This window comes from Nonomuraea sp. NPDC003804, from assembly GCF_040610675.1.
Classification (GTDB): domain Bacteria; phylum Actinomycetota; class Actinomycetes; order Streptosporangiales; family Streptosporangiaceae; genus Nonomuraea.
Genome location: NZ_JBEXMT010000018.1, coordinates 107,045 through 131,571 on the forward strand (window position 1 = coordinate 107,045; position 24,527 = coordinate 131,571).

At 71.5% G+C, this 24,527-nt stretch carries 30 protein-coding genes; 10 read left to right on the forward strand and 20 right to left on the reverse strand.

The window, feature by feature from the left end; genetic code table 11:
* Window positions 1–43: 43 nt before the first annotated feature.
* Together ABZX22_RS24670 and ABZX22_RS24675 are read right to left on the reverse strand one after the other, a co-directional pair.
* Window positions 44–616 carry a DUF1349 domain-containing protein gene (locus ABZX22_RS24670; RefSeq protein ID WP_354913057.1) on the reverse strand — a complete coding sequence of 191 codons (573 nt, stop codon included), beginning with the start codon at window positions 614–616 and terminating at the stop codon, window positions 44–46.
* Window positions 617–626: 10 nt separating this feature from the next.
* Window positions 627–1,298 carry a spherulation-specific family 4 protein gene (locus ABZX22_RS24675; RefSeq protein ID WP_354913058.1) on the reverse strand — a complete coding sequence of 224 codons (672 nt, stop codon included), beginning with the start codon at window positions 1,296–1,298 and terminating at the stop codon, window positions 627–629.
* A gap of 112 nt (window positions 1,299–1,410) precedes the next feature.
* On the opposite strand from ABZX22_RS24675, the gene ABZX22_RS24680 reads away from it, so the two are divergent.
* A complete protein-coding gene (locus tag ABZX22_RS24680; RefSeq protein ID WP_354913060.1) occupies window positions 1,411–1,731 on the forward strand; it encodes a co-chaperone GroES in 321 nt (106 codons plus the stop codon).
* A 28-nt stretch (window positions 1,732–1,759) separates the two neighbouring features.
* On the opposite strand, the gene ABZX22_RS24685 is transcribed toward ABZX22_RS24680, so the two are convergent.
* The 3 genes from ABZX22_RS24685 to ABZX22_RS24695 all read right to left on the reverse strand — a co-directional run bounded on the left by ABZX22_RS24685 (window position 1,760) and on the right by ABZX22_RS24695 (window position 4,041).
* The gene (locus ABZX22_RS24685; RefSeq protein WP_354913062.1) at window positions 1,760–2,665 is read right to left on the reverse strand and encodes a hypothetical protein; all 906 of its coding nucleotides are present in this window, start codon (window positions 2,663–2,665) and stop codon (window positions 1,760–1,762) included.
* A 13-nt stretch (window positions 2,666–2,678) separates the two neighbouring features.
* Entirely contained in the window at window positions 2,679–3,545 is an 867-nt protein-coding gene (locus ABZX22_RS24690) for a hypothetical protein (protein ID WP_354913064.1), read from the reverse strand.
* 61 nt (window positions 3,546–3,606) lie between these two features.
* Window positions 3,607–4,041, reverse strand: a complete 435-nt coding sequence (locus ABZX22_RS24695; protein ID WP_354913197.1) for a TIGR02611 family protein — start codon at window positions 4,039–4,041, stop codon at window positions 3,607–3,609.
* A gap of 158 nt (window positions 4,042–4,199) precedes the next feature.
* Between ABZX22_RS24695 and ABZX22_RS24700 the strand changes: the two genes are divergently transcribed.
* A complete protein-coding gene (locus ABZX22_RS24700) occupies window positions 4,200–5,102 on the forward strand; it encodes an aryldialkylphosphatase (RefSeq protein ID WP_354913065.1) in 903 nt (300 codons plus the stop codon).
* 264 nt (window positions 5,103–5,366) lie between these two features.
* Window positions 5,367–6,545: an ROK family protein gene (locus ABZX22_RS24705; RefSeq protein ID WP_354913067.1), complete on the forward strand. Its 1,179-nt coding sequence runs from the start codon at window positions 5,367–5,369 to the stop codon at window positions 6,543–6,545.
* Between the two features lie 252 nt (window positions 6,546–6,797).
* Here the strand turns inward: ABZX22_RS24705 and ABZX22_RS24710 are convergent, their stop codons facing one another.
* Window positions 6,798–7,427 carry a winged helix-turn-helix transcriptional regulator gene (locus tag ABZX22_RS24710; protein WP_354913069.1) on the reverse strand — a complete coding sequence of 210 codons (630 nt, stop codon included), beginning with the start codon at window positions 7,425–7,427 and terminating at the stop codon, window positions 6,798–6,800.
* Window positions 7,428–7,508: 81 nt separating this feature from the next.
* Between ABZX22_RS24710 and ABZX22_RS24715 the strand changes: the two genes are divergently transcribed.
* The 3 genes from ABZX22_RS24715 to ABZX22_RS24725 all read left to right on the forward strand — a co-directional run bounded on the left by ABZX22_RS24715 (window position 7,509) and on the right by ABZX22_RS24725 (window position 10,474).
* Window positions 7,509–8,156: a DUF899 domain-containing protein gene (locus ABZX22_RS24715; RefSeq protein ID WP_354913071.1), complete on the forward strand. Its 648-nt coding sequence runs from the start codon at window positions 7,509–7,511 to the stop codon at window positions 8,154–8,156.
* Between the two features lie 184 nt (window positions 8,157–8,340).
* A complete protein-coding gene (locus ABZX22_RS24720; RefSeq protein ID WP_354913073.1) occupies window positions 8,341–9,615 on the forward strand; it encodes a sensor histidine kinase in 1,275 nt (424 codons plus the stop codon).
* A 205-nt stretch (window positions 9,616–9,820) separates the two neighbouring features.
* Window positions 9,821–10,474 carry a response regulator transcription factor gene (locus ABZX22_RS24725; RefSeq protein ID WP_354913075.1) on the forward strand — a complete coding sequence of 218 codons (654 nt, stop codon included), beginning with the start codon at window positions 9,821–9,823 and terminating at the stop codon, window positions 10,472–10,474.
* Window positions 10,475–10,770: 296 nt separating this feature from the next.
* Here the strand turns inward: ABZX22_RS24725 and secY are convergent, their stop codons facing one another.
* Complete coding sequence (secY, locus tag ABZX22_RS24730) at window positions 10,771–12,042, reverse strand: preprotein translocase subunit SecY (protein ID WP_354913076.1); 1,272 nt, start codon at window positions 12,040–12,042, stop codon at window positions 10,771–10,773.
* A gap of 85 nt (window positions 12,043–12,127) precedes the next feature.
* Here secY and ABZX22_RS24735 point away from each other — a divergent pair, with 85 nt between their 5' ends.
* Window positions 12,128–12,724, forward strand: coding sequence for an ATP-binding protein (locus tag ABZX22_RS24735; RefSeq protein ID WP_354913078.1), 597 nt, complete (start codon window positions 12,128–12,130; stop codon window positions 12,722–12,724).
* 30 nt (window positions 12,725–12,754) lie between these two features.
* Here ABZX22_RS24735 and ABZX22_RS24740 read toward each other — a convergent pair whose 3' ends face one another.
* The 7 genes from ABZX22_RS24740 to ABZX22_RS24770 all read right to left on the reverse strand — a co-directional run bounded on the left by ABZX22_RS24740 (window position 12,755) and on the right by ABZX22_RS24770 (window position 17,669).
* Window positions 12,755–13,531, reverse strand: a complete 777-nt coding sequence (locus ABZX22_RS24740; protein WP_354913080.1) for a putative hydro-lyase — start codon at window positions 13,529–13,531, stop codon at window positions 12,755–12,757.
* A gap of 9 nt (window positions 13,532–13,540) precedes the next feature.
* Complete coding sequence (locus ABZX22_RS24745) at window positions 13,541–14,767, reverse strand: sugar ABC transporter permease (protein WP_354913082.1); 1,227 nt, start codon at window positions 14,765–14,767, stop codon at window positions 13,541–13,543.
* Window positions 14,760–15,524 (reverse strand): ATP-binding cassette domain-containing protein, encoded by a 765-nt coding sequence (locus ABZX22_RS24750; RefSeq protein ID WP_354913084.1) that lies wholly within the window; start codon window positions 15,522–15,524, stop codon window positions 14,760–14,762. The genes ABZX22_RS24745 and ABZX22_RS24750 overlap by 8 nt, the downstream gene beginning before the upstream one ends.
* A gap of 1 nt (window position 15,525) precedes the next feature.
* A complete protein-coding gene (locus tag ABZX22_RS24755) occupies window positions 15,526–16,644 on the reverse strand; it encodes a substrate-binding domain-containing protein (protein WP_354913086.1) in 1,119 nt (372 codons plus the stop codon).
* A 110-nt stretch (window positions 16,645–16,754) separates the two neighbouring features.
* Window positions 16,755–17,129 carry a DUF4190 domain-containing protein gene (locus tag ABZX22_RS24760; RefSeq protein WP_354913088.1) on the reverse strand — a complete coding sequence of 125 codons (375 nt, stop codon included), beginning with the start codon at window positions 17,127–17,129 and terminating at the stop codon, window positions 16,755–16,757.
* Window positions 17,130–17,220: 91 nt separating this feature from the next.
* Entirely contained in the window at window positions 17,221–17,457 is a 237-nt protein-coding gene (locus tag ABZX22_RS24765; protein WP_354913090.1) for a hypothetical protein, read from the reverse strand.
* A complete protein-coding gene (locus ABZX22_RS24770; protein ID WP_354913091.1) occupies window positions 17,454–17,669 on the reverse strand; it encodes a DUF6158 family protein in 216 nt (71 codons plus the stop codon). The genes ABZX22_RS24765 and ABZX22_RS24770 overlap by 4 nt, the downstream gene beginning before the upstream one ends.
* A gap of 98 nt (window positions 17,670–17,767) precedes the next feature.
* Here ABZX22_RS24770 and ABZX22_RS24775 point away from each other — a divergent pair, with 98 nt between their 5' ends.
* The 3 genes from ABZX22_RS24775 (at window position 17,768) to ABZX22_RS24785 (ending at window position 21,439) form a co-directional block, all read left to right on the forward strand.
* Entirely contained in the window at window positions 17,768–18,697 is a 930-nt protein-coding gene (locus ABZX22_RS24775; RefSeq protein ID WP_354913093.1) for a LysR family transcriptional regulator, read from the forward strand.
* A gap of 86 nt (window positions 18,698–18,783) precedes the next feature.
* Complete coding sequence (locus tag ABZX22_RS24780; RefSeq protein WP_354913095.1) at window positions 18,784–20,235, forward strand: S1 family peptidase; 1,452 nt, start codon at window positions 18,784–18,786, stop codon at window positions 20,233–20,235.
* Between the two features lie 181 nt (window positions 20,236–20,416).
* Window positions 20,417–21,439 (forward strand): LLM class flavin-dependent oxidoreductase, encoded by a 1,023-nt coding sequence (locus ABZX22_RS24785; protein ID WP_354913096.1) that lies wholly within the window; start codon window positions 20,417–20,419, stop codon window positions 21,437–21,439.
* A 10-nt stretch (window positions 21,440–21,449) separates the two neighbouring features.
* Here ABZX22_RS24785 and ABZX22_RS24790 read toward each other — a convergent pair whose 3' ends face one another.
* Genes ABZX22_RS24790 through ABZX22_RS24815 form a run of 6 tightly spaced genes read right to left on the reverse strand, consistent with a single transcriptional unit; the run spans window position 21,450 to window position 24,261 of the window.
* Window positions 21,450–21,833, reverse strand: a complete 384-nt coding sequence (locus ABZX22_RS24790; RefSeq protein WP_354913098.1) for a MauE/DoxX family redox-associated membrane protein — start codon at window positions 21,831–21,833, stop codon at window positions 21,450–21,452.
* Complete coding sequence (locus ABZX22_RS24795; RefSeq protein WP_354913100.1) at window positions 21,830–22,372, reverse strand: hypothetical protein; 543 nt, start codon at window positions 22,370–22,372, stop codon at window positions 21,830–21,832. Before ABZX22_RS24795 ends, ABZX22_RS24790 begins: the two co-directional genes overlap by 4 nt.
* A gap of 18 nt (window positions 22,373–22,390) precedes the next feature.
* Window positions 22,391–22,558 carry a hypothetical protein gene (locus tag ABZX22_RS24800; RefSeq protein WP_354913102.1) on the reverse strand — a complete coding sequence of 56 codons (168 nt, stop codon included), beginning with the start codon at window positions 22,556–22,558 and terminating at the stop codon, window positions 22,391–22,393.
* Window positions 22,559–22,561: 3 nt separating this feature from the next.
* Entirely contained in the window at window positions 22,562–23,065 is a 504-nt protein-coding gene (locus ABZX22_RS24805; protein WP_354913103.1) for a hypothetical protein, read from the reverse strand.
* Window positions 23,062–23,565: a hypothetical protein gene (locus ABZX22_RS24810; protein ID WP_354913104.1), complete on the reverse strand. Its 504-nt coding sequence runs from the start codon at window positions 23,563–23,565 to the stop codon at window positions 23,062–23,064. The genes ABZX22_RS24805 and ABZX22_RS24810 overlap by 4 nt, the downstream gene beginning before the upstream one ends.
* Before the next feature lie 3 nt (window positions 23,566–23,568).
* Complete coding sequence (locus ABZX22_RS24815; RefSeq protein ID WP_354913105.1) at window positions 23,569–24,261, reverse strand: hypothetical protein; 693 nt, start codon at window positions 24,259–24,261, stop codon at window positions 23,569–23,571.
* Window positions 24,262–24,527 lie beyond the last annotated feature (266 nt).

The window sequence follows — 24,527 nt, forward strand, 5'->3', positions numbered from 1 at the left end:
GGCGGACCGGGCGCCGTGAACGGCGGACCGCTGTCGTGACCGGTCAGGCGGGGGTGACGCTCAGGGCGTCGAAGCGGACGGGGAAGCCCTTGCCCACCGGAGCCGCGGCCATCGCCCCCGCCAGCACGGGCGCGCCCGGCGGGAAGTAGGCCAGCCGCAGCGTCGACGCGGGGGCCGCGCCGTCCAGGCCGTAGCCGACGGTCACCGCGTCCCCCCTGCGCTCCAGCGTGAACGTGACGCTCTCCGCGGCGGCGGGCAGCGGCAGCGCCGACCAGTCCGACACCTGGCGGGTGACGACGGTGCTGAGGTGGAAGGCGCCGTCGACGTACTCGACGCCCGCCTTGATCCAGTTCTCCTCGTCGATCCGCAGGACGGCGCCCGCCTGGTCGTACTGCTCGGCGTAACCCCCCGAGAACGTCACCGTCAGCAGGAAGTCGCCCGAGACGATCCGGCCGAACAGGTGGGCGGTGTCGTAGGTGTAGCCGTAGTGGGTCCGCCGCCACAGATCCGTGCCGGCGTCGCAGACCAGGCTGAGGCCGTCGTCGGCGGTCCACTCGCGGGGCGGGTTGATCCACTGCCAGTCCGCGGACCCGAACGCCATGATCATGGCGGTCATCCTGCCATGCTCACCCGAAATATGTGGGTAGATCCCGCCAGGGGGCCGCCCCCGTCCTGTCCGTCACGTGGACGGTGCCCGCATGCCGTGCGGCCTTGCGCAGGGTCGGCGCCACCTGCTCGTACGGCACGCCGTGCACCAGATGGCAGAACCGCTCCCTGGCCAGGCGCCGCGCCCAGGCCGGCACGCGCATCGCGCGGTAGGCCGGCAGCGGGCCCTCGAAGGTGACGAGGATGTCGGCGAGCGAGACGTAGGCGGGGTCGGGGTAGACGCCCGGGTTGAGCACGACCGGCCCCCGCACCTCCGCCACCAGCTCCGCGTAGTGCGCCAGGCGCTCGGCCGAGGCGGCCACCTGGTCGAGGAAGGCGCCGCGGATGCCGTACCAGACCAGGTAGCGGCGCAGGTCGGCGCGGACCTGCGCGGCCGGGCGCAGGCCGAAGTCGGTGTCGGCGTAGCCGAGGACCTGGGTGCCGGCGGCCACCAGGGCGGCCACGGCGGCCGCGCACCCCGGATCCCTCGCCTGGCCTGGCCCGTGGTCGACGGAGACCACCGCCATGCGCGGCGGATCCACCAGCAGGCGCCGCCATGCCTCGCCCGCGGTGCGGGGATGGAAGTAGGCGGGCACCAGCGAGACCGGACCGATCTCGGCGCCCGGCGACCCCCCGCCGCACAACCGGGTCACAGCGCGCCGCCCCCCGCAAACCCTCGCCCGCCCCCTGGCTCTCGGCACGTTATCGCCCGCTGACCCGGCTGTCAGGGGAATCGGCCCTACGGGCCCGCGTAGACTGACATTCGTGGCAGACCCCAAGTTCGAGATCCAGATGCTTCACGACCGGGTGATGATCCGGCTGGAGAAGGACGGCGAGGAACGGCGCAGCGGCGCCGGCATCGTGATCCCCGCGACGGTCAAGATGGCCAACAGGCTGGCCTGGGGCGAGGTCTGCGGCGTGGGAGCCAACGTGCGCTCGGTGAAGGTGGGCGACAAGGTGCTGCTCAACCCCGAGGACCAGTACGAAGTCGAGCTGCACACCAAGGTCTACCTCGTCATGCGCGAGCGTGACCTGCATGCCGTGGCCACGCACGAGACCGACCACGGCACCGGCCTCTACCTCTGACGTCCGCCCGCCGGCCGCCGGCGGGCCCTCAGTCGCGCGTGTAGCTCAGGTAGACGTCCTGGTCGCGCCACGCGGAACGGCCCATCTCGGCCAGCGGGCGCACGACTTTTCCCTTCAGGTCGACCACCACGCCCAGGTAGCCGCGGCCCTGCCTGCCGACCGCGATCAGGTGCTCGCGGTCCCACCAGCCGTAGGAGGCGACGGCGCGGACCTTCACCTTCTTGTCGATCTTGCCGTTGTAGGGGTTCCAGGTGCACAGGACGGCCTTGTACCGCTTGGGGCACCAGGTGGCCATCCGCCTGCCGTCCGGGGAGAAGGCGCTCTCGCCGCCGACGAGCCCGCCCGTCCGCCACAGGGTCCAGGCCACCCTGCCGTCGGTCAGGTAGAAGCGGACGCCGTCCCAGTAGTCGGAGACCACGCGCCGGCCGTCGGGTGACCACTGGAACAGCGCGTCGTGGTAGGCGTCACGCACCTTGACCACCCGGGCGCGCCTGGCGGCCACGTCGACCACGACGAATCCGACGCTGCGCCAGCCGCCGCCCGTGTCGTCGCCCTTCGAGACGGTCAGCACGACCTTGCGCCCGTCGGGCGACCAGTACGGCGAGCCCGCCACCATGGGCGCCTTGACCGTGCGGATCTTGGTGGTCCTGCCGGTGGCGCGGTTGACGATGGCGATCCGGTCGTAGCCCTTGGCGAACTTCCTGGGGACGGCGGCGACGAACCCGCCCCCGGGGGAGACCGAGAGGTCGTTGTAGGAGCGCTGCCACGCGAACGAGCCGCCGGTCCGCAGGTAGGCCGAGCCGGCGGTGGTGAAGGCGGTGACCCGCTTCGGGTCGCCCGGCTGCTCGCGCAGGGTCACGTCGACCCCTGGCAGTTTGACGTCCGCCCCGGTGAGGGCGAGCGTGGCCGCGAGAAGGAGGGTGCTTAAGCTCACGGGAGGCACCCTCTCACTTGCGGGTGAAGCTCAGCCAGAGTTCGGCCTGCCAGGTGCCGGACGGAATCGCCGCGAGCACCCGCCTGACCCGGCCGGCGGTGTCGGCCACGACGAGGCGGTAGCCCTTCTGATGTGGCACGACGGCGATCAGCCTGCTCTCGTTCCACCAGCCGACCACCGTCTCGGGCTTCAGCCGCGACCGCGTCACGATCCTCCCGGTCGCCGGGTCGGCCAGGCACACGTGCTCGGCGTACCGGGCGGGACACCAGGTGACCATCCGCCTGCCCGAGGGTGAGAAGAGGTCGGGCCCCGCGGGGGTGCCGGCACCGGGCAGGAGCCGGGGCCGTCGCCCCGCCCGGAGGACGATCGCACCGCCACCCTGCTGGGCGATCACCCCGCCGTCCGGGGTCCACCAGTAGGTGGCGGCCGGGTCGGCGTCCGCGACCACGGTCGTGCGCGCGGTGCCCGCGGCCACGTCGACCGTGACGTAGCCGCCGGTGCGCCACTTGCCCGCGGTCTTCCGCTCCAGCGTGAGCAGCACCTTCGTGCCGTCGCGCGACCAGGAGGCGTAGGAGGCCATCAGCGGCCTGGCGACCGTGGGGATGCGCTTCACCCTGCCGGTCGTGCGGTCGGTGACGACGAGGGCGTCGCGCCCGCCCGTGTAGGCGGCCGGTACGGCGGCGGCGAACCGGCCGTCGGGCGAGACGGCGACCTCGGCGGCGCCGCGCTGCCGGACGAAGGCGGTGGCACCGCGGAGGTAGGCCTGCCGGGTGCCGAGGCCGTACGCGGTCAGCCGTACGGGGTCGCCGGGCTTCTCCTGGAGCACCACGGATGTCCCGGGAAGGGGGATGAGGGCGAGGGCCACGAGGACGGAGAGCACGGCGGCAGCCTAGGCAGCAATCACCTCTTCGTCCCGCCGGCAGAACGAATGGGCATGAATGTCAGATACCGAGGATCTTGCGGCCTTCGACCACCAGGTCGATGCCGAGGCTCAGCTTCATCGCGGCCCAGATGATCACACCCATCGTGGCCAGCGTGACGAGCAGGACGAGGATCCGTACCGTCCAGCCCTGCTGCTTGTACCAGACGGTCCAGGCGCCGAGGACGCGCTTGCCGAACACCAGGAGGTTGTGCGCCCAGTGGAACTCGGTGGCCAGCACCGCCAGGCCCGCGAAGACGACCAGCCACCCGGGGCCGGGGAACGGCACCATGATGAGGCCGCCCACGACCATCACCGCGCCGATCACACCGATGACGATCTTGAGCGTGAGGGCGCCGGTCCTGGTCGACCTGATGCCGTCGAGCCAGCCGTGTATGCCGGAGCGACGCGCCGCCTCGTCTTTCAGCTGGTCGGCGTCACCGGTTTCGGAGTCCATTGCCACCCATCCAGCCTAATGGGGGAAAAGCCGCGCCACGGCAGACATCGCGCCGGAGTGGCGCGGCTTGTCACCGCAGGTCAGCGGTGAAACCTCCGCCGGGTAAAACTTTCTGCCGACATTAGGCCTCTACCGGCAAACGTCGGTTAATGTCGTGCATGCCCGAGGTTCTGATACGCACCGTCACCGGTCCGATCCGCGCCGACGCGATCACCGGTGCCGTCCTCCCCCACGAGCACCTGCGCTGCGACCTGCGCTGGGCGGTCGGCATCGACTCCGACCCCCACCGCTGGCTCGACGAGGAGCGCACCGTCACCGAAGAGCTCCGCGAGCTGCGCCAGTCGGACGACCTCGGGCTCACCGTCGAGCTGTCCTGCATCGGCATGGGCAGGGACGCCGCCTCCCTCGCCCGCGTCGCCGCGGGCAGCAGGGTGCCGGTCATCGCCTCGACCGGCCTGTTCGCCGAACCGTTCACGCAGGTGCGCGAGGACGACGTCGACACCCTCACCGCGCGACTCATGGACGAGATCACCTCGGGCCTCGACGGCACCGGCATCCTGCCCGGAGTCATCGGCGAGGTCGGCGCCTGGGGCGCCGAGCCCACGCCCACCGAGGAGCGCTGCCTGGTGGCCGCCGCCAGGGCCTCGCTCTCCACCCGCCTGCCCGTCGCCACCCACGGCCAGAACGGCCTCGCGCTGCTGGAGATCCTGCTCGGCCAGGGGCTGCCGGCGTCGCGAGTGAGCGTCGCCTGCACCGCCCCCGACCCCGCCGTCGCGCGCAAGGTCGCCGAGGCCGGCGCCTACGTCGGCCTGTCGTCGGTGACGCTCGGCGCCACCCAGGCGGCCGCGATCGCGCGGGAGCTCATCTCCGAGGGGCACGCCGACCGGCTGCTGCTCGCCAGCGGCGTCTCCCGCGTCGCCCAGCTCCAGCGGTACGGCGGGGCCGGGTACTCCCACGCCTTCCGCACGCTCCTTCCGCGCCTGCGGGAGACGGGGGTGGACGAGGAGACGATCCAGTCCATCACCCACGACAACCCGCTGCGCTGGCTGACCAACGGCTGAGCCGTCCGGGATTCGCGCGGCGCGTCCCCGGCATGACCCGCATGCCCCGCGCCGCGTGAGTCGTCGCGCCACCGGAACCTCGCGCCGCGCATGCCGTGCGCGCGAGCGAGGGTCCCGTTGTTCGACGAGCCATGGGCACACCAACACCGGCCCGCCATCGTGCGCGGAGATGACATGATTCTTCCGCCGATGGTCATGCACAAGTGTGATTCAATTCGACATATTGCATCGGGGTGGCGGGAGGAGCGGGGGTTGTCGTCGGACATGCTGAACGAACCAGGCGGCGCGGTCGCCGGAGCAGGCGCGCTGCTGGCGATCCTCAGGGACGGCCAGGCCCGCACCAGAGCCGAGCTCGTCCAGCTCACCGGCCTGGCCAGGTCCACGGTCTCGCAGCGGCTCGACGCGCTGCTGAACCACCAGTGGATCGTGCCCACCGAAGAGGCCATCTCCTCGGGCGGCAGGCCCGCCGTGGCGTTCGCGTTCAACAGCGCGGCCCGCGTCGTGCTGTCGGCCGACCTCGGCGCCACCCACGCCAGGGTCGCGGTGACCGACCTGGCCACCACCGTGCTCGCCGAGCGCACCGCCGACCTGCCGATCGACCGCGGCCCCGAGCCGACGCTCCAATGGCTCGTCGACACCTTCCTCGACCTGCTCGCCGAGACCGGCCACACCGTCGAGCAGATCTGCGGCGTCGGCGTCGGCCTGCCCGGACCCGTCGAACACGCCTCGGGCCGCCCGATCAGCCCGCCCATCATGCCCGGCTGGGACGGCTTCCCCGTCCCCGAGTGGCTCGGCGAACGGCTCGGCGCCGCCGTCCTCGTCGACAACGACGTGAACATCATGGCGCTCGGCGAGCACTGGGCGGCCAGGCCGGAGGCCGACCAACTGGTGTTCGTCAAGATCGGCACCGGCATAGGGTGCGGCATCATCTCCGACCGCCGCCTGCACAGGGGCGCCCAGGGCGCCGCGGGCGACATCGGCCACGTGCGCGTCTCCTCCGCGGCCGACGTGATCTGCCGGTGCGGCAACACCGGCTGCCTCGAGGCGGTCGCGGGCGGCGCCGCCGTGGCGGCCAAGCTGGCCGCCGCCGGGGTGCCCGCGGCCAACAGCCGAGACGTCGTCACCCTGGTACGCCAGGGCAACACCCAGGCCGTCCAGCTGATCAGGCAGGCCGGCAGGGAGGTAGGCGACGTGCTGGCCTCCATCGTGAACTTCTTCAACCCCGCGGTGATCGTGATCGGCGGGGACATCGCGGAGGCGGGCGAGCACGTCCTGGCGGGGGTGCGGGAGGTCATCTACAGCAGGTCGCTCCCGCTGGCGACCCAGCACCTGAGCATCCGCACCAGCGAGCTCGGCGACCGGGCGGGGGTCGTCGGCGCGGCGGTCATGGTGATCGAGCACGTCCTGGACCCCGGCACGGTGGACCGCTCCGTCCTGCGCTGACCCCGGGCGGACTCACTCGCAGGCGCCCCGCCCGACCCCGCGTGAGCGAGCGCGCGGCCACCCGCCGGCCGCCCAGGCCCGGAGCCACGCACGCACACGAAACCAGCACCCGCCCAGGGCCTGTACAGGGTGCATGCGGCCGCACGCCGGCCCTCCACGCCCGCAACCACGCACGCGCGCCAATCCGGCGCCCCGCCCGCGCTCTGCCGGGGCGCTGCTCAGCGGGATAGGGCGCGCAGGTGGAGGCGCTGCTCAGGCGGAGACGGCGAGGTGGGCGATCAGGCGGGTCACGGCCGCCTCGTCGCCCTCGATCTCCAGCACCCCCGTGGCGACCGCCTCCCTGAGGTCCCCGCGCTGGAGGAGCACCGAGGCCAGCGCCCCCGCCTCCCCCTTCAGCACCGCGTCAGGACGGCCTGCCGCGCCGCCCCGCCCGACCGAGACAGCGGAGGGCGACGCCTGCACATGGAAGGTCTCCTCCCCTGTCCGCAGCTCGATGACCGCCTCGGTGCCGGGCAGGTACATCGTCTTCAACGCCATCAGCAGGGACGTGACCCCGAGCTGGTTGGTGGTCGTGATGGGAGCCTGGCTGCCCCAGCGCCCCAGGTGCAGCAGGACCGGTTCGAGGCCAAGCCCCCACTCGGTCAGCTCGTACACCCAGACGGCTGCGGGCAGCGGCAGCTTGCGCCGCCGTACGACTCCGGCCGTCTCCAGCTCCCGCAGCCGCTGGGACAGCACGTTCTGGCTGCTGCCCGGCAGGTCGCGGTGGAGGTCGGTGAAGCGTTTGGGGCCGAGCATGAGCTCGCGGATCACCAGGAGCGCCCATCGCTCGCCGACGAGATCGAGCGCACGGGCCACCCCGCACGGGTCCTGATAGCTACGCACGTGATCAGCATATCGCTTCCTCTTGTTTAATCTAAGTGTCTACTCCTAAATTAGGAGTAGGACGAGACAAGGGGAACCACCATGAACCTTCCGAAGATCGTCTCCGCCGAGGAGTGGCAGGCGGCTCGCGACGCGTTGCTCGTCGAGGAGAAGGCGGCCACCCGGCTGCTCGACGCGCTGGCCGCCAAGCGCCGTCGCCTGCCGATGGTGGAGTTCGGCACCGACTACGTCTTCGAAGGCCCCGAGGGGAAGGTCGGCCTGCTCGACCTGTTCGAGGGCCGCCGCCAGCTCGTGGTCTACCACTTCATGCCGCTGCACAAGGACGGCCTGCCCTGCCGGGGATGCGCGTCCTTCACCGACAACATCCCCAACCTGGCGCACCTGCGGGCCAGGGACACGGCCATGGCGGTCGTTTCGCGCTCGCCGTACGCGGACCTGGAGAAGATACGGCAGCGCCTCGACTGGCGACAGCCGCTGTACTCCGGCCCGGAGTTCAACCTCGACTGCGGCACGGGTGACGGCTTCGGCATCAGCGTGTTCCTCCGCGACGGCGAGCGCGTCTTCCGCACCTACTTCACCACCTCGCGTGGCGCCGACCGGCTGCGGATGGACTTCAACCTGCTCGACCTGACCCCGTACGGCAGGCAGGAGAGCTGGGAGGACTCCCCCGAGGGCTGGCCGCAGACCGCGCCCTACGAGTGGTGGCGGCTCAACGACGAATACGCCTGATCGCCCGTCGCGGGCGGGACCACACCGCGCCGCCGGGCTCAGGGCGCGGGCGTCCCGGCGCGGGAGGGTCGATCGCGGGGACACCGAAACTGGTTAGGATCTGGGCGGAATGGTGACACGGGACCGACGCCCTGTCCGCCGCCTGTGGAAGTCCATGTCCGCGGCGGCCTCCCGTGCTGCCCGCATGGGCGACATGCCCGCCGTCGTCATGCTGGTGTGGGCGGGGTGGCTGGCGGTACCGCTCTCGCTGAGCGGTCTGGCCCAGGCCCGCGCGGCGGTGGCCGCCGCCTACGACCACGACAGCCCGCTGCCCGCGCCTTCGACCGACCACCCCAGCACGTCAGGCGTTTCCGCCGCTCGCGACGCGGCGCCACGTCACAGCACCTCCCATGTGCCCCAGACACACGACGGGGCGGCACGTCACGGCGCCTCCCACCTGCCCCACGGTCACGACACGGCGGCTTATCAGGCCCGCCACCACACCGCCGGTGCGCCCGGCATCGCGTCGCACGCCGCGTGCTACGGCGACGGGTCCCAGGCGGCTGCGGGTCTCGACCTCTCGGCGCGCCCAGCCTGCTACGGCGACCTGTCCGACGGGGCCGCCAGCCTCGACGGCTCCGCGCGCCCCGCCGGGCGGCACGCCTGGTCGGCACGGGGCACGAGCGGATCGCCCGCCGCCCTGTGGCAGTCCTCGCTCCCGGCCCCGGCCGCACCCGCCGACACGCGGCCCGCCGCGAGCCCCCTGTCCGCCGATTCGGCCCGCACCCCCGCCAGCGCCCTGGCGACGGGGACGGCCGGCACCCAGGCAGCCGCGAACGCCCTGACCACACAGACGACCGACGGCCGGGCTGCCACGAGCGCCCTGGTGGCGGAGATGGTGGCGCGGGAGCGGGCCAGGATCGCCGGTGAGGTGCACGACGCGGCGGGCCACGGCTTCTCGACCATCGCGATGCAGGCCGGGCTCGCGCTGCTGGTCCTGGAGGAGAATCCCGAGCAGGCCAGGGAGTCGCTGCGGGCGATCCGCGAGACGAGCCTGGCGGCGCTGGCAGGCCTGCGTGGCGCGCTCGACCTGATCGATGCGCGCGAGGGCGACGACCAGCTGACGGGCCTGGTCGCCGGGGTCCGGGCCGCGGGCCTGCCCGTCGATCTCGAGCCTGCCGAGCCCGACGTGCCCTCGCACCTGCGCGGCACCGTCTACCGCGTGGCCCGCGAGTCCCTGACGAACGTGATCAGGCACGCGGGGCCGACCAGGGCGCTGGTGAAGGCGGTCGACGACGGGCGCGGCGGGTTCGTGCTCGAGGTGGCCGACCGGGGACGCGGGGCCTCCATGTCGAGCGAGGGCAGGGGGCTGACCAGCATGCGGGAGCGGGTGCTGGCCGCGGGAGGCGAGTTCAGCGCGGGCCCCAGGGACGGCGGCGGCTTCAGCGTGGTCGCCCGCTTCCCGCGAGGCGCCGCGTGATCCCGGCCGAAGGAGCTCCCGGCGCGACGCTGGACCCAGTGAACCCTGGCAGCGGCGTTCCCGGCAGAAGGCGGCATGCCGTACTCACGGCCGAAGGCGAACCCGGCGAGAGGCGGCATGCCGTACTCACGGCCGAAGGCGAGCCCGGCGAGAGGCGGGATGTCGTAATCCCGGTCGAGGGCGGTTCCGGCGGGGGCGGGGCGCGATGATCAGGGTGGGGATCGCCGACGATCAGGCGGTCGTGCGGATGGGGCTCAGGGCGCTCATCGCCAGGGAGTCCGACCTGGAGCTGGTCGGCGAGGCGGCCGACGGCGGGCAGGCGCTGACGCTGGTCAGGGAGAAGCGTCCTGACGTTCTGCTGCTCGACATCAGGATGCCCGGCATGGACGGCGTGCAGGTGCTGCGGGCCGTCGCCGCCGAGCCGGACGTGCGGGACACCAGGATCGTGGTGGTGACGACGTTCGCGGTCGACGAGTACGTCTTCGCCGCGCTGCAGGCGGGCGCGAGCGGGTTCCTGCTCAAGGACAGCGCTCCTGACGAGCTGGTCAGCGCGATCCGGGTGGTGGCGGCGGGCGAGGCGCTGCTGTCGCCCGCCATCACCCGCAAGGTCATCGGCCTGTTCGGCAGGACGGGTGGGGCCGAGCCCGTCGCCGGACTCGACACGTTGACGCCTCGGGAGCGGGAGATGGCCGCGTGGGTGGCCACCGGCAGGTCGAACGACGAGATCGCCAGGGAGCTGGTGATCAGCCCTGACACCGTGCGGACTCACGTGAGCAGGGCCATGGTGAAGCTGGGCGCGCGCGACCGGGCCCAGCTCGTGGTGTTCGCCATGCGGGCGGGCCTGACCCTCCCCGCCTGACCGACCAAGCGAGCCCGACCCTCCCCGCCAGAGCGACGCAGGCGGGCCTGACCCTTCCCCCTGACCGACCCAAGCAAGCCCGACCCTTCCCGCCAGAGCGACGCAGGCGGGCCTGACCCTTCCCCCCTGACCGACCCAAGCAAGCCCGACCCTCCCCGCCAGAGCGACGCAAGCGCGCTCAGCTGTGAGCCGCACGAGCGCGGCTCCTCCGGGTGAGTCTCGCCGGCGTCGGCGGCCTGGTTCTCCCGGGGCGTAGGGGGCAGCCGGGCACGTCGCCCCGGCCCCAGGACCGGCGGTCACCTGAGAAGGCCCTCGTAGTTGCGTTGCTGGAGCTGGGCCTCGATCCGCTTCACGGTGTCCAGCCCGACACCCACCATGATGAGCACGCTCGTCCCGCCGAACGGATAGTTCTGCTGCGTCGAGGGGTCGCGCAGGATCGCGAAGGCCACCAGGGGCAGCAGCGCGAGCACGCCCAGGTAGACGGCGCCGGGCGCGGTCAGTCGCGACAGCACGTGGTCCAGGTACTCGGCGGTGGGCCGGCCGGGCCTGATCCCGGGCACGAAGCCGCCGTAGCGCTTCATGTTGTCGGCCACCTCGGCCGGGTTGAAGGTGATGGAGACGTAGAAGTAGGAGAAGCCCACGATCAGCAGGAAGTAGACCAGCATGTAGAGCGGGTGGTCGCCGGCCGTGTACTGGCTGATCCACGGCACCGAGCCGCCGACCAGGGTGGGGATGTACAGGAGGGACGAGGCGAAGATCACCGGGGCGATGCCCGCCTGGTTGACCTTGAGCGGGATGTAGGTGTTGCTGCCGCCGTACATCCGCCGCCCGACCATGCGCTTGGCGTACTGGACGGGCACGCGCCGCTGCGCCTGCTCCATGAAGACGACCGCCGCGACGAGGAACAGGCCCGAGACCAGGATCACCACCGCGGTGAAGGGGCTCAGCACGAACATCGTCGACATGTAGGCCGGGAAGACGGCGACGACCTGGGTGAACATCAGGATGGACATGCCGCTGCCGATCCCCTTGTCGGTGATCCGCTCGCCGAGCCACATCACCACGCAGGTGCCCGCGACGAGCACGGCCACCAGTACGGCGAGCGCGAGCGAGCCGGTCTCGCGCAGCACGGGGCGGGTGCAGCCGGGCAGCAGCATTCCAGAGCGGGCCAGCGCGACGACGGTCGTGGCGTTGAGGACGGCCAGCGCCACCGTGAGGTACCTGGTGTACTGCGTGATCTTCACCTGCCCGTTCTGCCCCTCCTTGCGGAGCTGGTCCAGGCGCGGGATGAGCACCGCCATCAGCTGCATGATGATGCTGGCCGTGATGTACGGCATGACGCCGAGGGCGAAGACCGACAGCTTCAGCATCGCGCCGCCGCTGAACAGCTGCACCAGGTCGACGAATCTACCCCGCGCTCCGCTCAGGCACTGCTGCACCGCCACCATGTCGACGCCGGGCGCGGGCAGCACCTGCCCCAGCCTGAACAGCACGATGACGCCCAGCGTGAACAGCAGCTTCTTGCGCAGGTCGGGGATCGAGAAGGCGCGCAGGACGATGGTGAGCATGCGCCGAGTCTGTCCATGATCGCGCGGGAGGGCGTCCGCAGGCGGGCGGCATCGGCCTACGCAGATCCGCGTACGCTCTGACCTTGTGGTTCCTGTCTGGGTGATCAGCGGCCCGCCCGGCGCGGGCAAGTCGACCGTCGCCGCCGCCCTGCTGGCGCGGCTCGACCCGGTCCCCGCGCTGCTGGACAAGGACGCCGTCTACGGCGACTTCGTCGCCGAACTGCTGTCGGTGCACGGCAGGCCGCGGGGTGAGCGTGAGGGGCCGTGGTACGACGAGCACGTCAAGCGGCACGAGTACGCGGGCCTGACGCGGCTGGCCCGGCAGATCCGCGCGCACGGCTGCCCCGTGCTGCTCGACGGCCCGTTCACCTCTCAGGTGCACTCGGCGGCGCTGTGGGCCGACTGGGTCGAGCGGCTCGGCGGGCCCCCGGTCAGGCTGGTGTGGGTCCGCTCGGACGGGGCCACCCTGCGCGAGCGGCTCGTCGCCAGGGGGTTGGCCAGGGACGAGGGCAAGCTGGCGGCGTTCGACGCCTACATGAAGGCGATCATGGTGGACGAGCCGCCGGCCGTACCGCATCTGGAGATCGACAACCGGCGGGGCGCGCCGAGCGTGGGCGAGCAGCTCAGCGCGGCGGGTGTGCCGCCGCGAACACCGCCGGCAGCCGGGGGACCACCAGGGTGAAGGCATCCACCCGCCCGGCCACGTAGCCGGCTAGGTCTCCCGAAGGTCGGTGATCGCCATGTGGCCGGGCAGGTGGCCGATGGCGTAGTCGACGCCGCTGGCCATGACGGCCTCCTGCGGGGTGACGCCGCAGGCCCAGAAGAGCGGCACCTCGCCGGGCCGTACGGGGACGGGGTCGCCGTGGTCGGGCCGGGACAGGTCGGCGATGCCGAGCTCCGCGGGGTCGCCGGCGTGCACCGGCGCGCCGTGGACCCGCGGGTAGCGCCCGCTGACCTCGACCGCGGTCGCCACCAGGTGTTCGGGGACGGGACGCATGGAGACCACGAGCGGACCGCGCAGCGCCCCCGCCGGGCGGCAGGGCACCGCCGTGCGGTACATCGGGACGTTGACGCCCAGCTCGACATGCCGCACGGGCACGCCCGCCCGCATGAGGGCCGCTTCGAAGGTGAAGCTGCAGCCGAGGAGGAAGGCGACGAGGTCGGGGCGCCAGTGCTCGACGGCGTCGTCGACGTCGGCGACCGGCCTGCCGTCGCGGTAGATCCGGTAGCCGGGCAGATCGGTGCGCAGGTCGCCGGGGAAGATCCGGGTGCTGGTCGCGCCGGGCTCGCCGACGTCGAGTACGGGGCAGGCCTGCGGGTTGCGCTCGGCGAACAGGCGCAGGTCGCCGGCGAGGGTGTCGGGGACGGCGATGAGGTTGGCCTGTGTCCAGCCTTCGCACCAGCCGGCCGTGGGCGTGCGCTCCCCCGCCCGGAACCGGGCCCGTGCTTCGCGGGGGGTCAAGCGCTGTAAGGGAAGGGCGGCTTTCATGACCCCACGTTACGCTCGGCCTGCCGCCTTCTGGCTCCGGCGGGAGACCGAGTCGATGACCACGGCGGCCAGCAGTACCGCTCCGGTGACCATGAACTGGATGGCGTTGCTGACACCCTGCAGCGCCATTCCCGAGGCGATCGACTGGATGACCAGCATGCCCAGCAACGCCGAGTAGGTGGTGCCCCGGCCGCCGAACAGCGAGGTGCCACCGATGACCGCCGCGGCGATCGCCATCAGCAGCACGTTGCTCTGCCCTGTCGCCTGGCTGGCGCTCGAGATGCGGGAGGCCGCGAAGATGCCGCCGAGGGCCGCGAACGAGCCCGAGATGACGAAGACCGAGATCCGGATGAGCGCCACGCTGATGCCCGCCCGCCTGGCCGCCTCGATGTTGCCGCCGACCGCGAAGATCATGCGTCCGTACCTCGTACGGCGCAGCACGAAGTCCGTGCCGACGACCACCAGCAGGAAGATCAGCAGCGCGAGCGGAAGCCCCTTGTACAGGTTGAGGATGTAGGCCGCGCCGAAGGCCACCACCGCGAGCACGACCGTGCGGAAGACGATGTCGCCCGTCGTCCTGGACGGGACCCCGGCCGCGCGGCGCCTGTTGTTGCCGACCAGCGAGACGACCAGGAAGCCCGCCACGGCCACCGCGGCCAGGCCGTACGCGGCGATCACGTAGGCGAAGTAGGTGCTGGTCAGTCCGGCGATGAAGCCGTCGTTCGGCAGGTTGATGGTGCCGTTGGGCCCGAGCACCCACAGCTGGAAACCGGTCCAGGCCAGGAAGCCCGCCAGCGTGACCACGAAGGAGGGCACCCCGATCTTGGCGAAGAAGAAGCCGTGGATCAGGCCGAGCACGGCGCCGACGACGACGGCGCACACCATGGCCAGCACCGGGTTCATGCCGAGGTTGACGTTGAGCACCGCCAGGACGGCCGCGCAGGCGCCGCTGACCGCGCCCGCCGACAGGTCGATCTCGCCGAGCAGCAGCACGAACACGATGCCCACCGAGATCAGTCCGGTCGGGACGATGTCGACGCTGAGGTTGGACAGGTTCTGGGAGGACAGGAACTGGCTGTTCAGGCTCTGGAACACGGCCCAGATGACGATCAGGCCGATGATGACGGGCAACGCGCCGAGCTCGCCGCCCTTCACCCGCCGCTGGAACTCGCCCAGATAGCCGGTGAGGCCCTGCTCGCGGACCACCAGCCGCGGGTCTATCGAGGATTCACTCACCGAGCCTCCTCTGCCGGCGGGTCACGGCGTTGTCGGTGGCCCCGGTGATCGCCGAGATGATCTCTTCCCGGGAGGTGGCCTTGGCGTCGAAGACCCCGTTGTTGCGGCCGAGCCTGAGTACGGCGACGCGGTCGGCCACGGCCATGACGTCGACCATGTTGTGGCTGATGAAGATGACGCCGTGGTCCTGGGCGCGCAGCCGTTCGACCAGGTCGAGGACCTGGGCGGTCTGCTCGACGCCGAGGGCGGCGGTCGGCTCGTCCAGCAGCACGATCTTGGGTTCGCCCAGCAGGGAGCGGGAGATGGCCACCGTCTGCCGCTGTCCGCCGGACAGCGAGGCCACGGGGATCCGCACGCTCGGGATCTTGATCGACAGCGTGTGGAGCAGGTTGCGGGAGCGCTTCTCCATCGCGACCTCGTCGAGGACGCCGCCCGTCGTCAGCTCGTTGCCGAGGAACAGGTTGCCGACCACGTCGAGGTTGTCGCACAGCGCCAGGTCCTGGTAGACGGTGGCGATGCCGAGCCCCTGCGCGTCGGAGGGGCTGTGGATGGTGACCTGCCGCCCCTCCCACGTGATCCGTCCGGCGTCGGGCGGGCCCACCCCCGCGATCACCTTGATCATGGTGGACTTGCCGGCGCCGTTGTCGCCGACCAGCGCGACGACCTCGCCGGCGTTGACTTCGAGATCGACGTCCGTCAGCGCCTGGACCGCGCCGAACCGCTTGGAGATGCCCTCGAGGGCGAGGACGGGGGCCATCTCAGGTGACTCCTGCCGTTTCGCAGGCCACCTTCACGGCACTGGTGCAGACCTCGGCGACCGTCCAGAAGCCGTCCTTGATCACGGTGTCCTTGATGTTGCTCTTGATGACGACCACGGGCGCGATGATCTGCGCGGGAATCGACTTGTTCGCCCCGTTGTCCACCTTGGCGGTGCTCTGAACGGGCTTGCCGGTGCCGACGTCGATCGCCATCTGGGCGGCGTTCTTCGCCTCCGGCCTGATCGGCTTGTAGATCGTCATCGTCTGGGTGCCGAGCAGGATCCGCTGGATGGCCGCCAGCTCGGCGTCCTGGCCGGTCAGCGGGGTGCCCTGCTTGACGCCCGCGTTCTGCATGGCCCTCGCGATGCCGCCCGCCATGCCGTCGTTGGCCGAGTAGACGCCGATCACGTTGCTCGGGCCGAGCGCGGTGAACGCGCCCGCCGCCTCGGTGTTGGCCTGGTCGGGGCTCCAGTCGGGCGTGTCGTACTCCTTGCCGATGGTGACCTGGCCGTCGAGCACCGAGTGGGCGCCCTTCTTGAAGTCGCCCGCGTTCGGGTCGGTGGGCGAGCCGTTGACCATGACGATCGGCCCGCGCTTGGGGTCGCCGCCCGCCTTGATCGCATCCAGCAGGGCCTGCCCCTGCGCCTTGCCGACCTGCAGGTTGTCGAAGGAGGTGTAGGCGTCGATGGGGCCGCCGGCCAGCCGGTCGTAGGCGACCACCATGGCGCCCTGGCTCTTGGCCTTGGAGACGGAGGAGGCGATGGCCTTGGCGTCCACCGCGTCCAGGATCAGCACCTTCACCCCGTTGGTCAGCATGGAGTCGACCTGTTGCTGCTGCAGGTTGGGGTCCTGGTTGGCGTTGTTGTAGACGACCTCGCACTTGGGGCACAAGGCCTTGATGTCGTTGGTGATGTACGGCCGGTCGAACTTCTCGTACCTGGCCGTCTTGGACTCCGGCAGCAGCAGGCCGATCTTGAAGCCCTGCTCGACGGTGCCGATGGCGCTCGCGCTGGCGGTGCCGCCTCTGGCGCCCCCCGTCTCCCCGGACTGCCCCGCCGTCCCGCATGCGACGGCAAGTCCGGCAACGGCCAGAAGCCCGCCGATGACCTGTGCTCTCACCGCGTCCCCCGATCGGTTCACTCGGGAGGGGCCCTACCCTCACGGGGCGGTCATGGCCACGGTCTTGTCACAGCTTTGCCAGCCGATGTTCTGATTTTTCGGGACGTGGGCTAATTCAGCATGGAATCCAGCCAGGAGAGGACGGCGTTGACCCAGCCGGCGAGCGAGGAGGCGTCGGAGCTCGCGATGATGATCAGCGTGACGATCAGCGCGGGCACGACGACGATGTAGCCCAGGATGAGGCCCGCGACGGCCAGGCCGTGCCCCGGGCGCAGGCCGCGCTTGGTCTTCGAGGTGGCCACGTGGCCCAGGATGATGGCGATGATCGACGGGACGCCGAACAGGCACCAGCTGCCGACCAGCCCGAGAACGCCGAAGACGAGACTGGCGACGGCGGTGCCCGACGTGGGGGCCGGGGGGTGCGGGGGCGGCGGGGGAACGTGGTGCCACTCGCCTTCCCCGTAGCCCGCTGGGGGAGGATGCATGTCGTCTCCATGGCCGGAGCGATGTCTCCCGCCACGATCCCGCACATCCCACAGGCGATCAAGACCCGCGGGAAGCCCCGCGGGTGATCGTTCAGTATTCGAGGCCGAAGTCGTGGCGACCCAGGCCGAAGCCCTCGCCCTTGGGCACCACCTGCCCCATCGCGACGAGCGTGGCCATGCTGCGCCGCGTCTCGTCCTCGCTCAGTCCGGCCATCCTCGACACCTCGGCCACCCGAGCCTCGTCGCCACCGACCGCGATGGCGGCGACGGCCTCGTAGACGGCCAGGTCGGTGTCGGACAGCGCCTGCACGTCGTGTGGTTCCGTCATCGCTGCCGTGCTCCCTCCCGCAACCGGCCCGGATCGATGTCCCGCACGGGATGGCGGCGCAGGTACTCGCTCTCCAGCTCGTTGGTCCGCGAGGTGTGGCGGGCGAGCGCGTCGTCCGGCCCGTGCAACAGCGTCTGCATCCGTGTCTGGTAGAGCTGCCGCAGCTCGCGGAGCAGGTCCTCTTCCGACAGGTCCCTTGGATCGATTCCCATGGACAGTGAGCTACCCGGCGACGCGCTACCACAACATACGTCAAATTTCCTGACAACCGGGGATTGCGAGGAGGTGGTGGTGGTTTTACTTTCCCGGTATGGACCTCGAGCTCCGGCACCTCAAGATCGTTCGAGCGGTCGCGGAGTCGGGCAGCGTCAGCAAGGCAGCGACCCGGCTCGGGGTGGCCCAGCCGGCGCTGACCGCCCAGCTCAAGCGCATCGAACGCGCGTTAGGCGGCGCGCTCTTCCAGCGCGACCGCTACGGCGCCAGGCCCACCCCCCTCGGGGAACTGGTGCTCTCCCGAGCCCGCGTGCTGCTGCCCGCGGCGCAGGAACTGCAGGACGAAGCCGTGCGCTTCGCCAACGCCACCGCGGTCGGCTACCGCATCGGAGCGACCAACGGGCCCGTGCTGGGCGGGCTGGTCGACCGGCTGGCCGCCGCGGGGCCCGTCTCCACCTACACCTCCTGGTCGTCGCGCGAGCTCGCCGCCATGGTGGCCCAGGGCAGGCTCGACTACGTGCTGGCCGGATCGTGCGGCGACGGGGTGCCCGACGGCGACATCGCCTGGCAGACCATCGGCGTCGACCCCGTCTTCGTCATGGTCGCCCAGGATCACCGGCTGGCCGGCGAGAAGGAGCTGACCCTGTCCGACCTGTCCGGCGAGCAGTGGGCGGTCACCCCGGGCGACGGCTGCTTCGGCGACTGCTTCGCCGCCGCGTGCACGCGCGCCGGCTTCACGCCCAGCACGATGTACGAGACCGACGTGGCCACCTGCGTCCATCTCGCCCAGGTCGGCCGGGCGGTGGTCCTGTGCCAGGCCACCCACCCCTTCGCCCCCGGCCTCGTCATGGTGCCCATCGCCGGCGCGCCCCTGCGCTGGCGCCAGATGCTCGGCCACCACCCGGGCGCGCCCGGCGCGTCATGGATGGCCGCGCACGCCAAGGCCGCCCACGCCGACGCCGTACGGCGCAGCCCCGTCTACCACCAATGGGTGCTCCGCAACCCCGGCTTCGGCACCTCCCCATAACACCGCGATAGGGGGCAACTGATATCTCCTCGCGCTGGTCGCACGCCGTTACGGTGACGGCACCCCCAGCAAGCGAAGGAGACCGCATGCTTCGCCGCACCCGTGCGCTGGTCGCCATCGCGATCGGCGCTTTAGCGCTGACCACGACCCCGGCCATCGCCTCCATCCCCGCCGAAGTCAACCCGCCCAAGGGCATGGTCGAGGCCATGCAGCGCGACCTGAACCTCACCAGGGAGCAGGCGCTCACGCGCCTGGCCAACGAGCAACGGGCCGCGCAGACCGCCGCGGGGCTCGCCAAGCGCCTCGGCGGCCAGTTCGCCGGCGCCTGGGTCGAGGGCCCCGAGAGCGCGCTGGTCGTGGCCACCACCGACGCCGCCCAGCGCCGCCTGTCCGGCGCGCGGCTCAAGGTCGTCACCCACTCGCTCGCCCAGCTCGACGCGGCCAAGGAAGCCCTCGACAAGGCCGCGGCCGGCGCTCCCAAGACCGCTCCCGTCTGGTACGTCGACGTGCGGTCCAACAGCGTCGTGATCCTGTCCTCCGCGCCCGCCGAGGCCGAGGCCTTCATCGCGGCCAGCGGCGCCGACAAGGCGCTCGTCCGGGTCGAGCAGTCCGGCGAGCAGCCCGTGCCGTACGCCGACATCCGCGGCGGCGACGCCTACTACATCGGCAGCGGCTCCCGCTGCTCGGTCGGCTTCTCCGTCACCAAGGCCGGCACCAACGGCGGTTTCGTGACCGCGGGCCACTGCGGGACCGTCGGCGCCACCACCCGTGGCGCCAACCAGCAGGCCCAGGGCACCTTCCGCGGCTCCTCCTTCCCCGGCAACGACTACGCGTGGGTCGAGGTCAACACCGGCTGGACCCCCGTCGGCGTCGTGAACGGCTACAGCGCCGGCATCATCCCGGTCAACGGCTCGACCGTGGCCCCCGTCGGCTCCTCCGTCTGCCGCGCCGGCTCCACCACCGGCTGGCACTGCGGCACCGTCCAGCAGCTGAACACCAGCGTCACCTACTCGCAGGGCACCGTGCGCGAGGTCACCAGGACCAGCGTCTGCGCCGAGCCAGGCGACTCCGGCGGCTCGTACATCTCCGGCAACCAGGCGCAGGGCGTGACCTCCGGCGGGTCGGGCAACTGCTCCTCCGGCGGCACCACCTACTTCCAGCCGGTCAACGAGATCCTCTCGGCCTACGGGCTCACCCTCGTCACCGGCGGCGGCAACCCGCCCACCGGTTGCCAGAACTACCGCGAGGTCTTCAACGGCTCGCTGACCAGCGGCCAGAACCAGTACCAGCCGAACAACTCCTCCTACCAGTCGACCGTGTCCGGCACGCACGCCGGCTGCCTCGACGGTCCGAGCGGCGTCGACTTCGACCTCTACCTGGAGAAGTGGAACGGCTCCTCGTGGGCGCAGGTGGCCAAGAGCGACAGCGCCAACCCCGACGAGTCGATCAGCTACAACGGCACCGCCGGCTCCTACAGGTACCGGGTCCACGCCTACTCCGGCTCCGGCTCCTACAGCCTCGGGCTGAACAGGCCGTAGCCGCCCCCTCCGTGCGGCGGCCACCGGCCCCCGGGTGGCCGCCGCCGCTCCGCTTCCCTGGACAGAGCCCGCCCCAGCGCAGGGGGCGGGCTCGGCCGTTCCCTGCTCTGAGGGCGGGCTCGGCCGTTCCCGCGGCAGGGGCGGTGGAATAGACGCACGGGGCCCGCGGGTTGCCCGGAAGATGACCGATCAGATCAGGGGCCCCGCCCGCGGCCGGGCCGACGTGCCGCTGTCCATCCTCGACCTGGCGACCGTGAGCGCGGGCGGCACCGCCGTCGACGCCCTCCGGACCAGCACCGAGCTCGTACGGCGGGCCGAGCGCTGGGGCTACCACCGCTACTGGGTGGCCGAGCACCACGGCATGCCGAGCGTCGCCAGCTCCGCCCCCGCGGTCCTGATCGCCCACCTGGCCGCCCACAGCGAGACCATCAGGCTCGGCTCGGGCGGCGTCATGCTGCCCAACCATCCGCCGCTGATCGTCGCCGAGCAGTTCGCCACCCTGCACGCGCTCCATCCCGGCCGGATCGACCTCGGCCTGGGCCGGGCGCCCGGCACCGATCCCGCCACGGCCGCCGCGATGCGCAGGGGCGACGCCGACGCCTTCCCCGAGGAGGTCGCCACGCTGACCGCCTTCCTGGACGGCGACGCGCCCGCCGGCCTGCAGTCCTACCCGCTCAACGCCGACCGGCCGCCCATCTGGCTCCTCGGCTCCAGCGGCTTCAGCGCCCAGCTCGCCGGGATGCTCGGCCTGCCCTTCGCCTTCGCCCACCACTTCAGCGCCGAGAACACCGAGCCCGCGCTCGAGCTGTACCGCACGAGGTTCCAGCCGTCGCAGTGGCTCGACAAGCCGTACGCCATGATCGGGGTCAGCGCCGTCGCCGCCGACACCTCCGAGCAGGCTCTGCGCCTGGCGGGTACGATCGCGCTGGCCATGCTGCGGCTGCGCCGTGGCCGGCCGAGCCCCATCCCCTCCCCCGAGGAGGCCGCGGCCCACCCCTACACCGACGTCGAGCGGAACTTCGTCGACGGCTATCTCCGCAACGTCGTCATGGGGACGGGCGACGAGGTCCGCGCCGGCCTGACCGCGCTGCGCGACCGCACCGAGGCGGACGAGCTGATGATCACCACCGGCGTGTACGGCGGCGCCAACCGCCTGCGCTCCTACGAGCTCGTCGCCCGTGCCTTCGAGCTCGACCAGGGCTAGCCGCGGCGGCTCACCCCGCCAGCAGCAGCACCAGCCCGGCCAGCAGCACCACGGCCGCGTGCGCCAGGGAGGTGGCCGACACCGGGGCCGCGGTGCCGAAGCACAGGCACGGCGCCCGGTTGCCGGTGGCCAGCAGGTGGACCTGCAGGCCGGTGAAGATCGTGCCGAGCACGGTGCCCACCACGCCGACGAGCGCGGCGTCCACCGTGGACACGGCGAGGGCCGCGGCGAGCGCCTCCACGGCGAGGACCGTGAAGGCGCCCGCCCAGGCGAGCGGGCCGTACAGCCCGTACCCGCCCAGGCTGCCGCGGAAGGCGGCGAAGTGTCGCGCCTTGCCCAGCACGGCCACGGCCAGGATCGCGGCCAGGCCGTACCGGAGGACAAGGAGCGTCATGCCGCCACCAGGATCGCGACCAGGGGAACGAACATCAGGGCGAACAGCCACGTCATCTTCGGCAGTGCGAAGTCGAACGCGGTGTCGGCGCGCATCTTGTCCCGTGCCAGCAGGAACGTGAGCAGCATGAGCGCCCTGCCCAGGGCGAACCCCGCCCCCGCCATGAGCGCGTCGGACCACGAGCCCAGCAGGAAGAGGGAGATCGCCATGATGTGCGGCAACCCGGTCGGCGAGTAGGTGCGCATTCCCGTGCCCATCTCCGCGCCGAACTGCACCGCGCCCCAGACCGGGGTGTGGGCGACGAACTGCGGGACCAGCCGGGCGTTCTGCAGCAGCGGGAAGCTGAAGACGTGGAACTCCCGCAACAGGAACACCACCGCCGCCAGGCCGGCGAGAACCTGGCACGCGATCACGGGCAGCGGCGAGCGCACCACCGAGCCGATGACCATGAAGGCGAACGCGGTGGGGAACGCACCGAGGAACAGGCCGGCGATGAAGCCGGCGGCATCAGAACCCCGTCGGACCGACGAGGACAGCACCCAGGCGCTGTTGAGGCTTCAAACCGAGCCCGACAGGGAGAAGCCCGCCACCAGGGCCGCCACGAGCCAGGTGAAGCCCCGCACGTCGAAGCCGGAGGCGAACGCGCTCAGCGTCGCCGCCTCCGCCGCGACGACCAGGCCCATGGCGGGCACCAGCAGGCGGGTGGCGGGATTCAGGGTCCGCATGCGTCAGATCGCGGTCCGGCAGATGGAGAAGCGGGAGATGTTGCCGCCACCGCAGTCGTGGTACTCGTACCAGCCGTCGGAGCACTTGCGGCGGGCGACGCTGCCGGTCCACCGCCAGGCGTTCCGGCCGCCGCAGGAGGTCTCGTTGGGCGTGTAGCGGTAGTTGTAGCAGGTGCCCGAGCCGCCCTGGTTCCTGTGCCAGCTGCCCGAGCAGTTGTCACTGCCGTAGTACGCGGTGGAGGGCGTGCACACGGTGGAGGAGTTGAAGTAGCCGTGGCAGCCGTCGGTCCACTCGGTCAGCGCCATCGCCGCCCTCGGCCTGGACCAGGGAAGCAGGTCGAGCGCGCCGAGCCCGGCGGCGACCGTGACGCCCGCGACCGTGCCGAAGAGCCGGCGGCGGCTCCAGCGCTGCTCGGTGACGGCGTACCTGGACGGTTCCGGCGACTCCGGTTCGTCCGCGACGCTCGGGATCTGGTCGAGGATGGAGGGACGGGAGAGGTTCTTCACAGCTTCGCTTCCTTTCGCCGGGCGAGCACCCGTTCGACTGTCTCCGGCACGATCTCCCCTGAGCCCGCGGGCGTCGTGTGCACCACGAACCCCTGCTCGTCCACGACGAGCACGGCGGGCACGTAGGGCACCGTGATCGAGCGCCAGACCTGCGGATCCCTGATGACCTGCACGGACTCGGGGAGTTCCTTGTCGAAGCCCGGGTCGTCGGACACCACGGTGAAGCCGACGCCTTCGGGCAGGTCGGCCGCCAGCTTCCCGACGGCGAGCAGCACGTCCTCGCAGATCGGGCACCGGCGGTTGACCTTGACGGCGATGGTGGTCTGGCCGGGACGGCCGATCCCCGTGCGCTCCTCGCCGCCCGCGGCGACGCGGATCCCCACGCCCTTGTACGTGGCCAGCTCCAGCTCGCGCACCCGCCGGTAGAGACCGGCCCCGGCCGCGAACGTGAGCGCCACGAGGACGAAGAGGATCACCACCGCCGCAGTGATCGGGTCCACTCCTCACGCTCCCCAGGTGACGCGCTTGACCTTGGTGAGGAACTCCGCGGCCGCCTCCGGCGTGCCGCCGCCGGACTTGGCCACCCCGTTGGCGGCCGGCAGGCCCTTGCGTGGGGCGTCCCACGGGCTCACCCTGATCACCGCGGTGTCGGTGACCATCAGCAGGGTCTCGCGGTCCTGCCCGTCGGAGCTGGGCACCCGCCACACCTCGCCGGCGGGGGCCGAGAAGCCGCGGAAGCGGGGGACCTGGCCGGCGGCCAGCCGCTTCGGCTCCACCTGCATGGTTCCCACCCCGGCCACGGTCTGCAGGTAGACCGCCTGCTGGAGGTCGAAACGCCGGTTCGGCGTGGCGACCAGGCCCTCGGGCGTGTCGGTCCACTGCAGCCTGGAGAAGACCGCCACCACGTCGGCCGACTCCCACTCCGGCGCGTAGAACAGGCCGTGCGCCATGTTCCACGGGCCCAGCCAGGTCGCCCAGCGCGCGTCCGAGGGGTCCTCGCAGTCGTAGATCACGACCTCGCCGCCGGCCAGGGAGAATCGCTCGCGCTCCCGGCCGCGCACGGAGGAGACGCCCACGCCCAGCGACGACTTCGGGGCCAGTTCCAGCGCCCACACGTCGGCGGTCGTTTCGCGCACGCCGTAGCGGGGGGTGTAACGGATGTGGCCCGTCCAGGCGTGGAGATCGTCCTGCTCCACACCGTCGATGTCAAGCGTTAAAAGCTGGTTGTCAATGGTTCGGACGGTTGAATTCTGGCCCATTCCGCCTTCCTTTCCCTGAGTCTCGATGAAGGCATGGCAACCAGCGAGAACGCCGGGTGGCGGGCTCGCTGGAGTATTGCTACGAGGGCAGAACAAAGTGGGGGACAGCGGTCGGAGGAAGTGAAGTCATCGCCTCGTCATCGGTCCGCGATCGCCTCCCGCTGACGGGCCAATAATTGATCAGTGGTGAACTGTCTGACAAG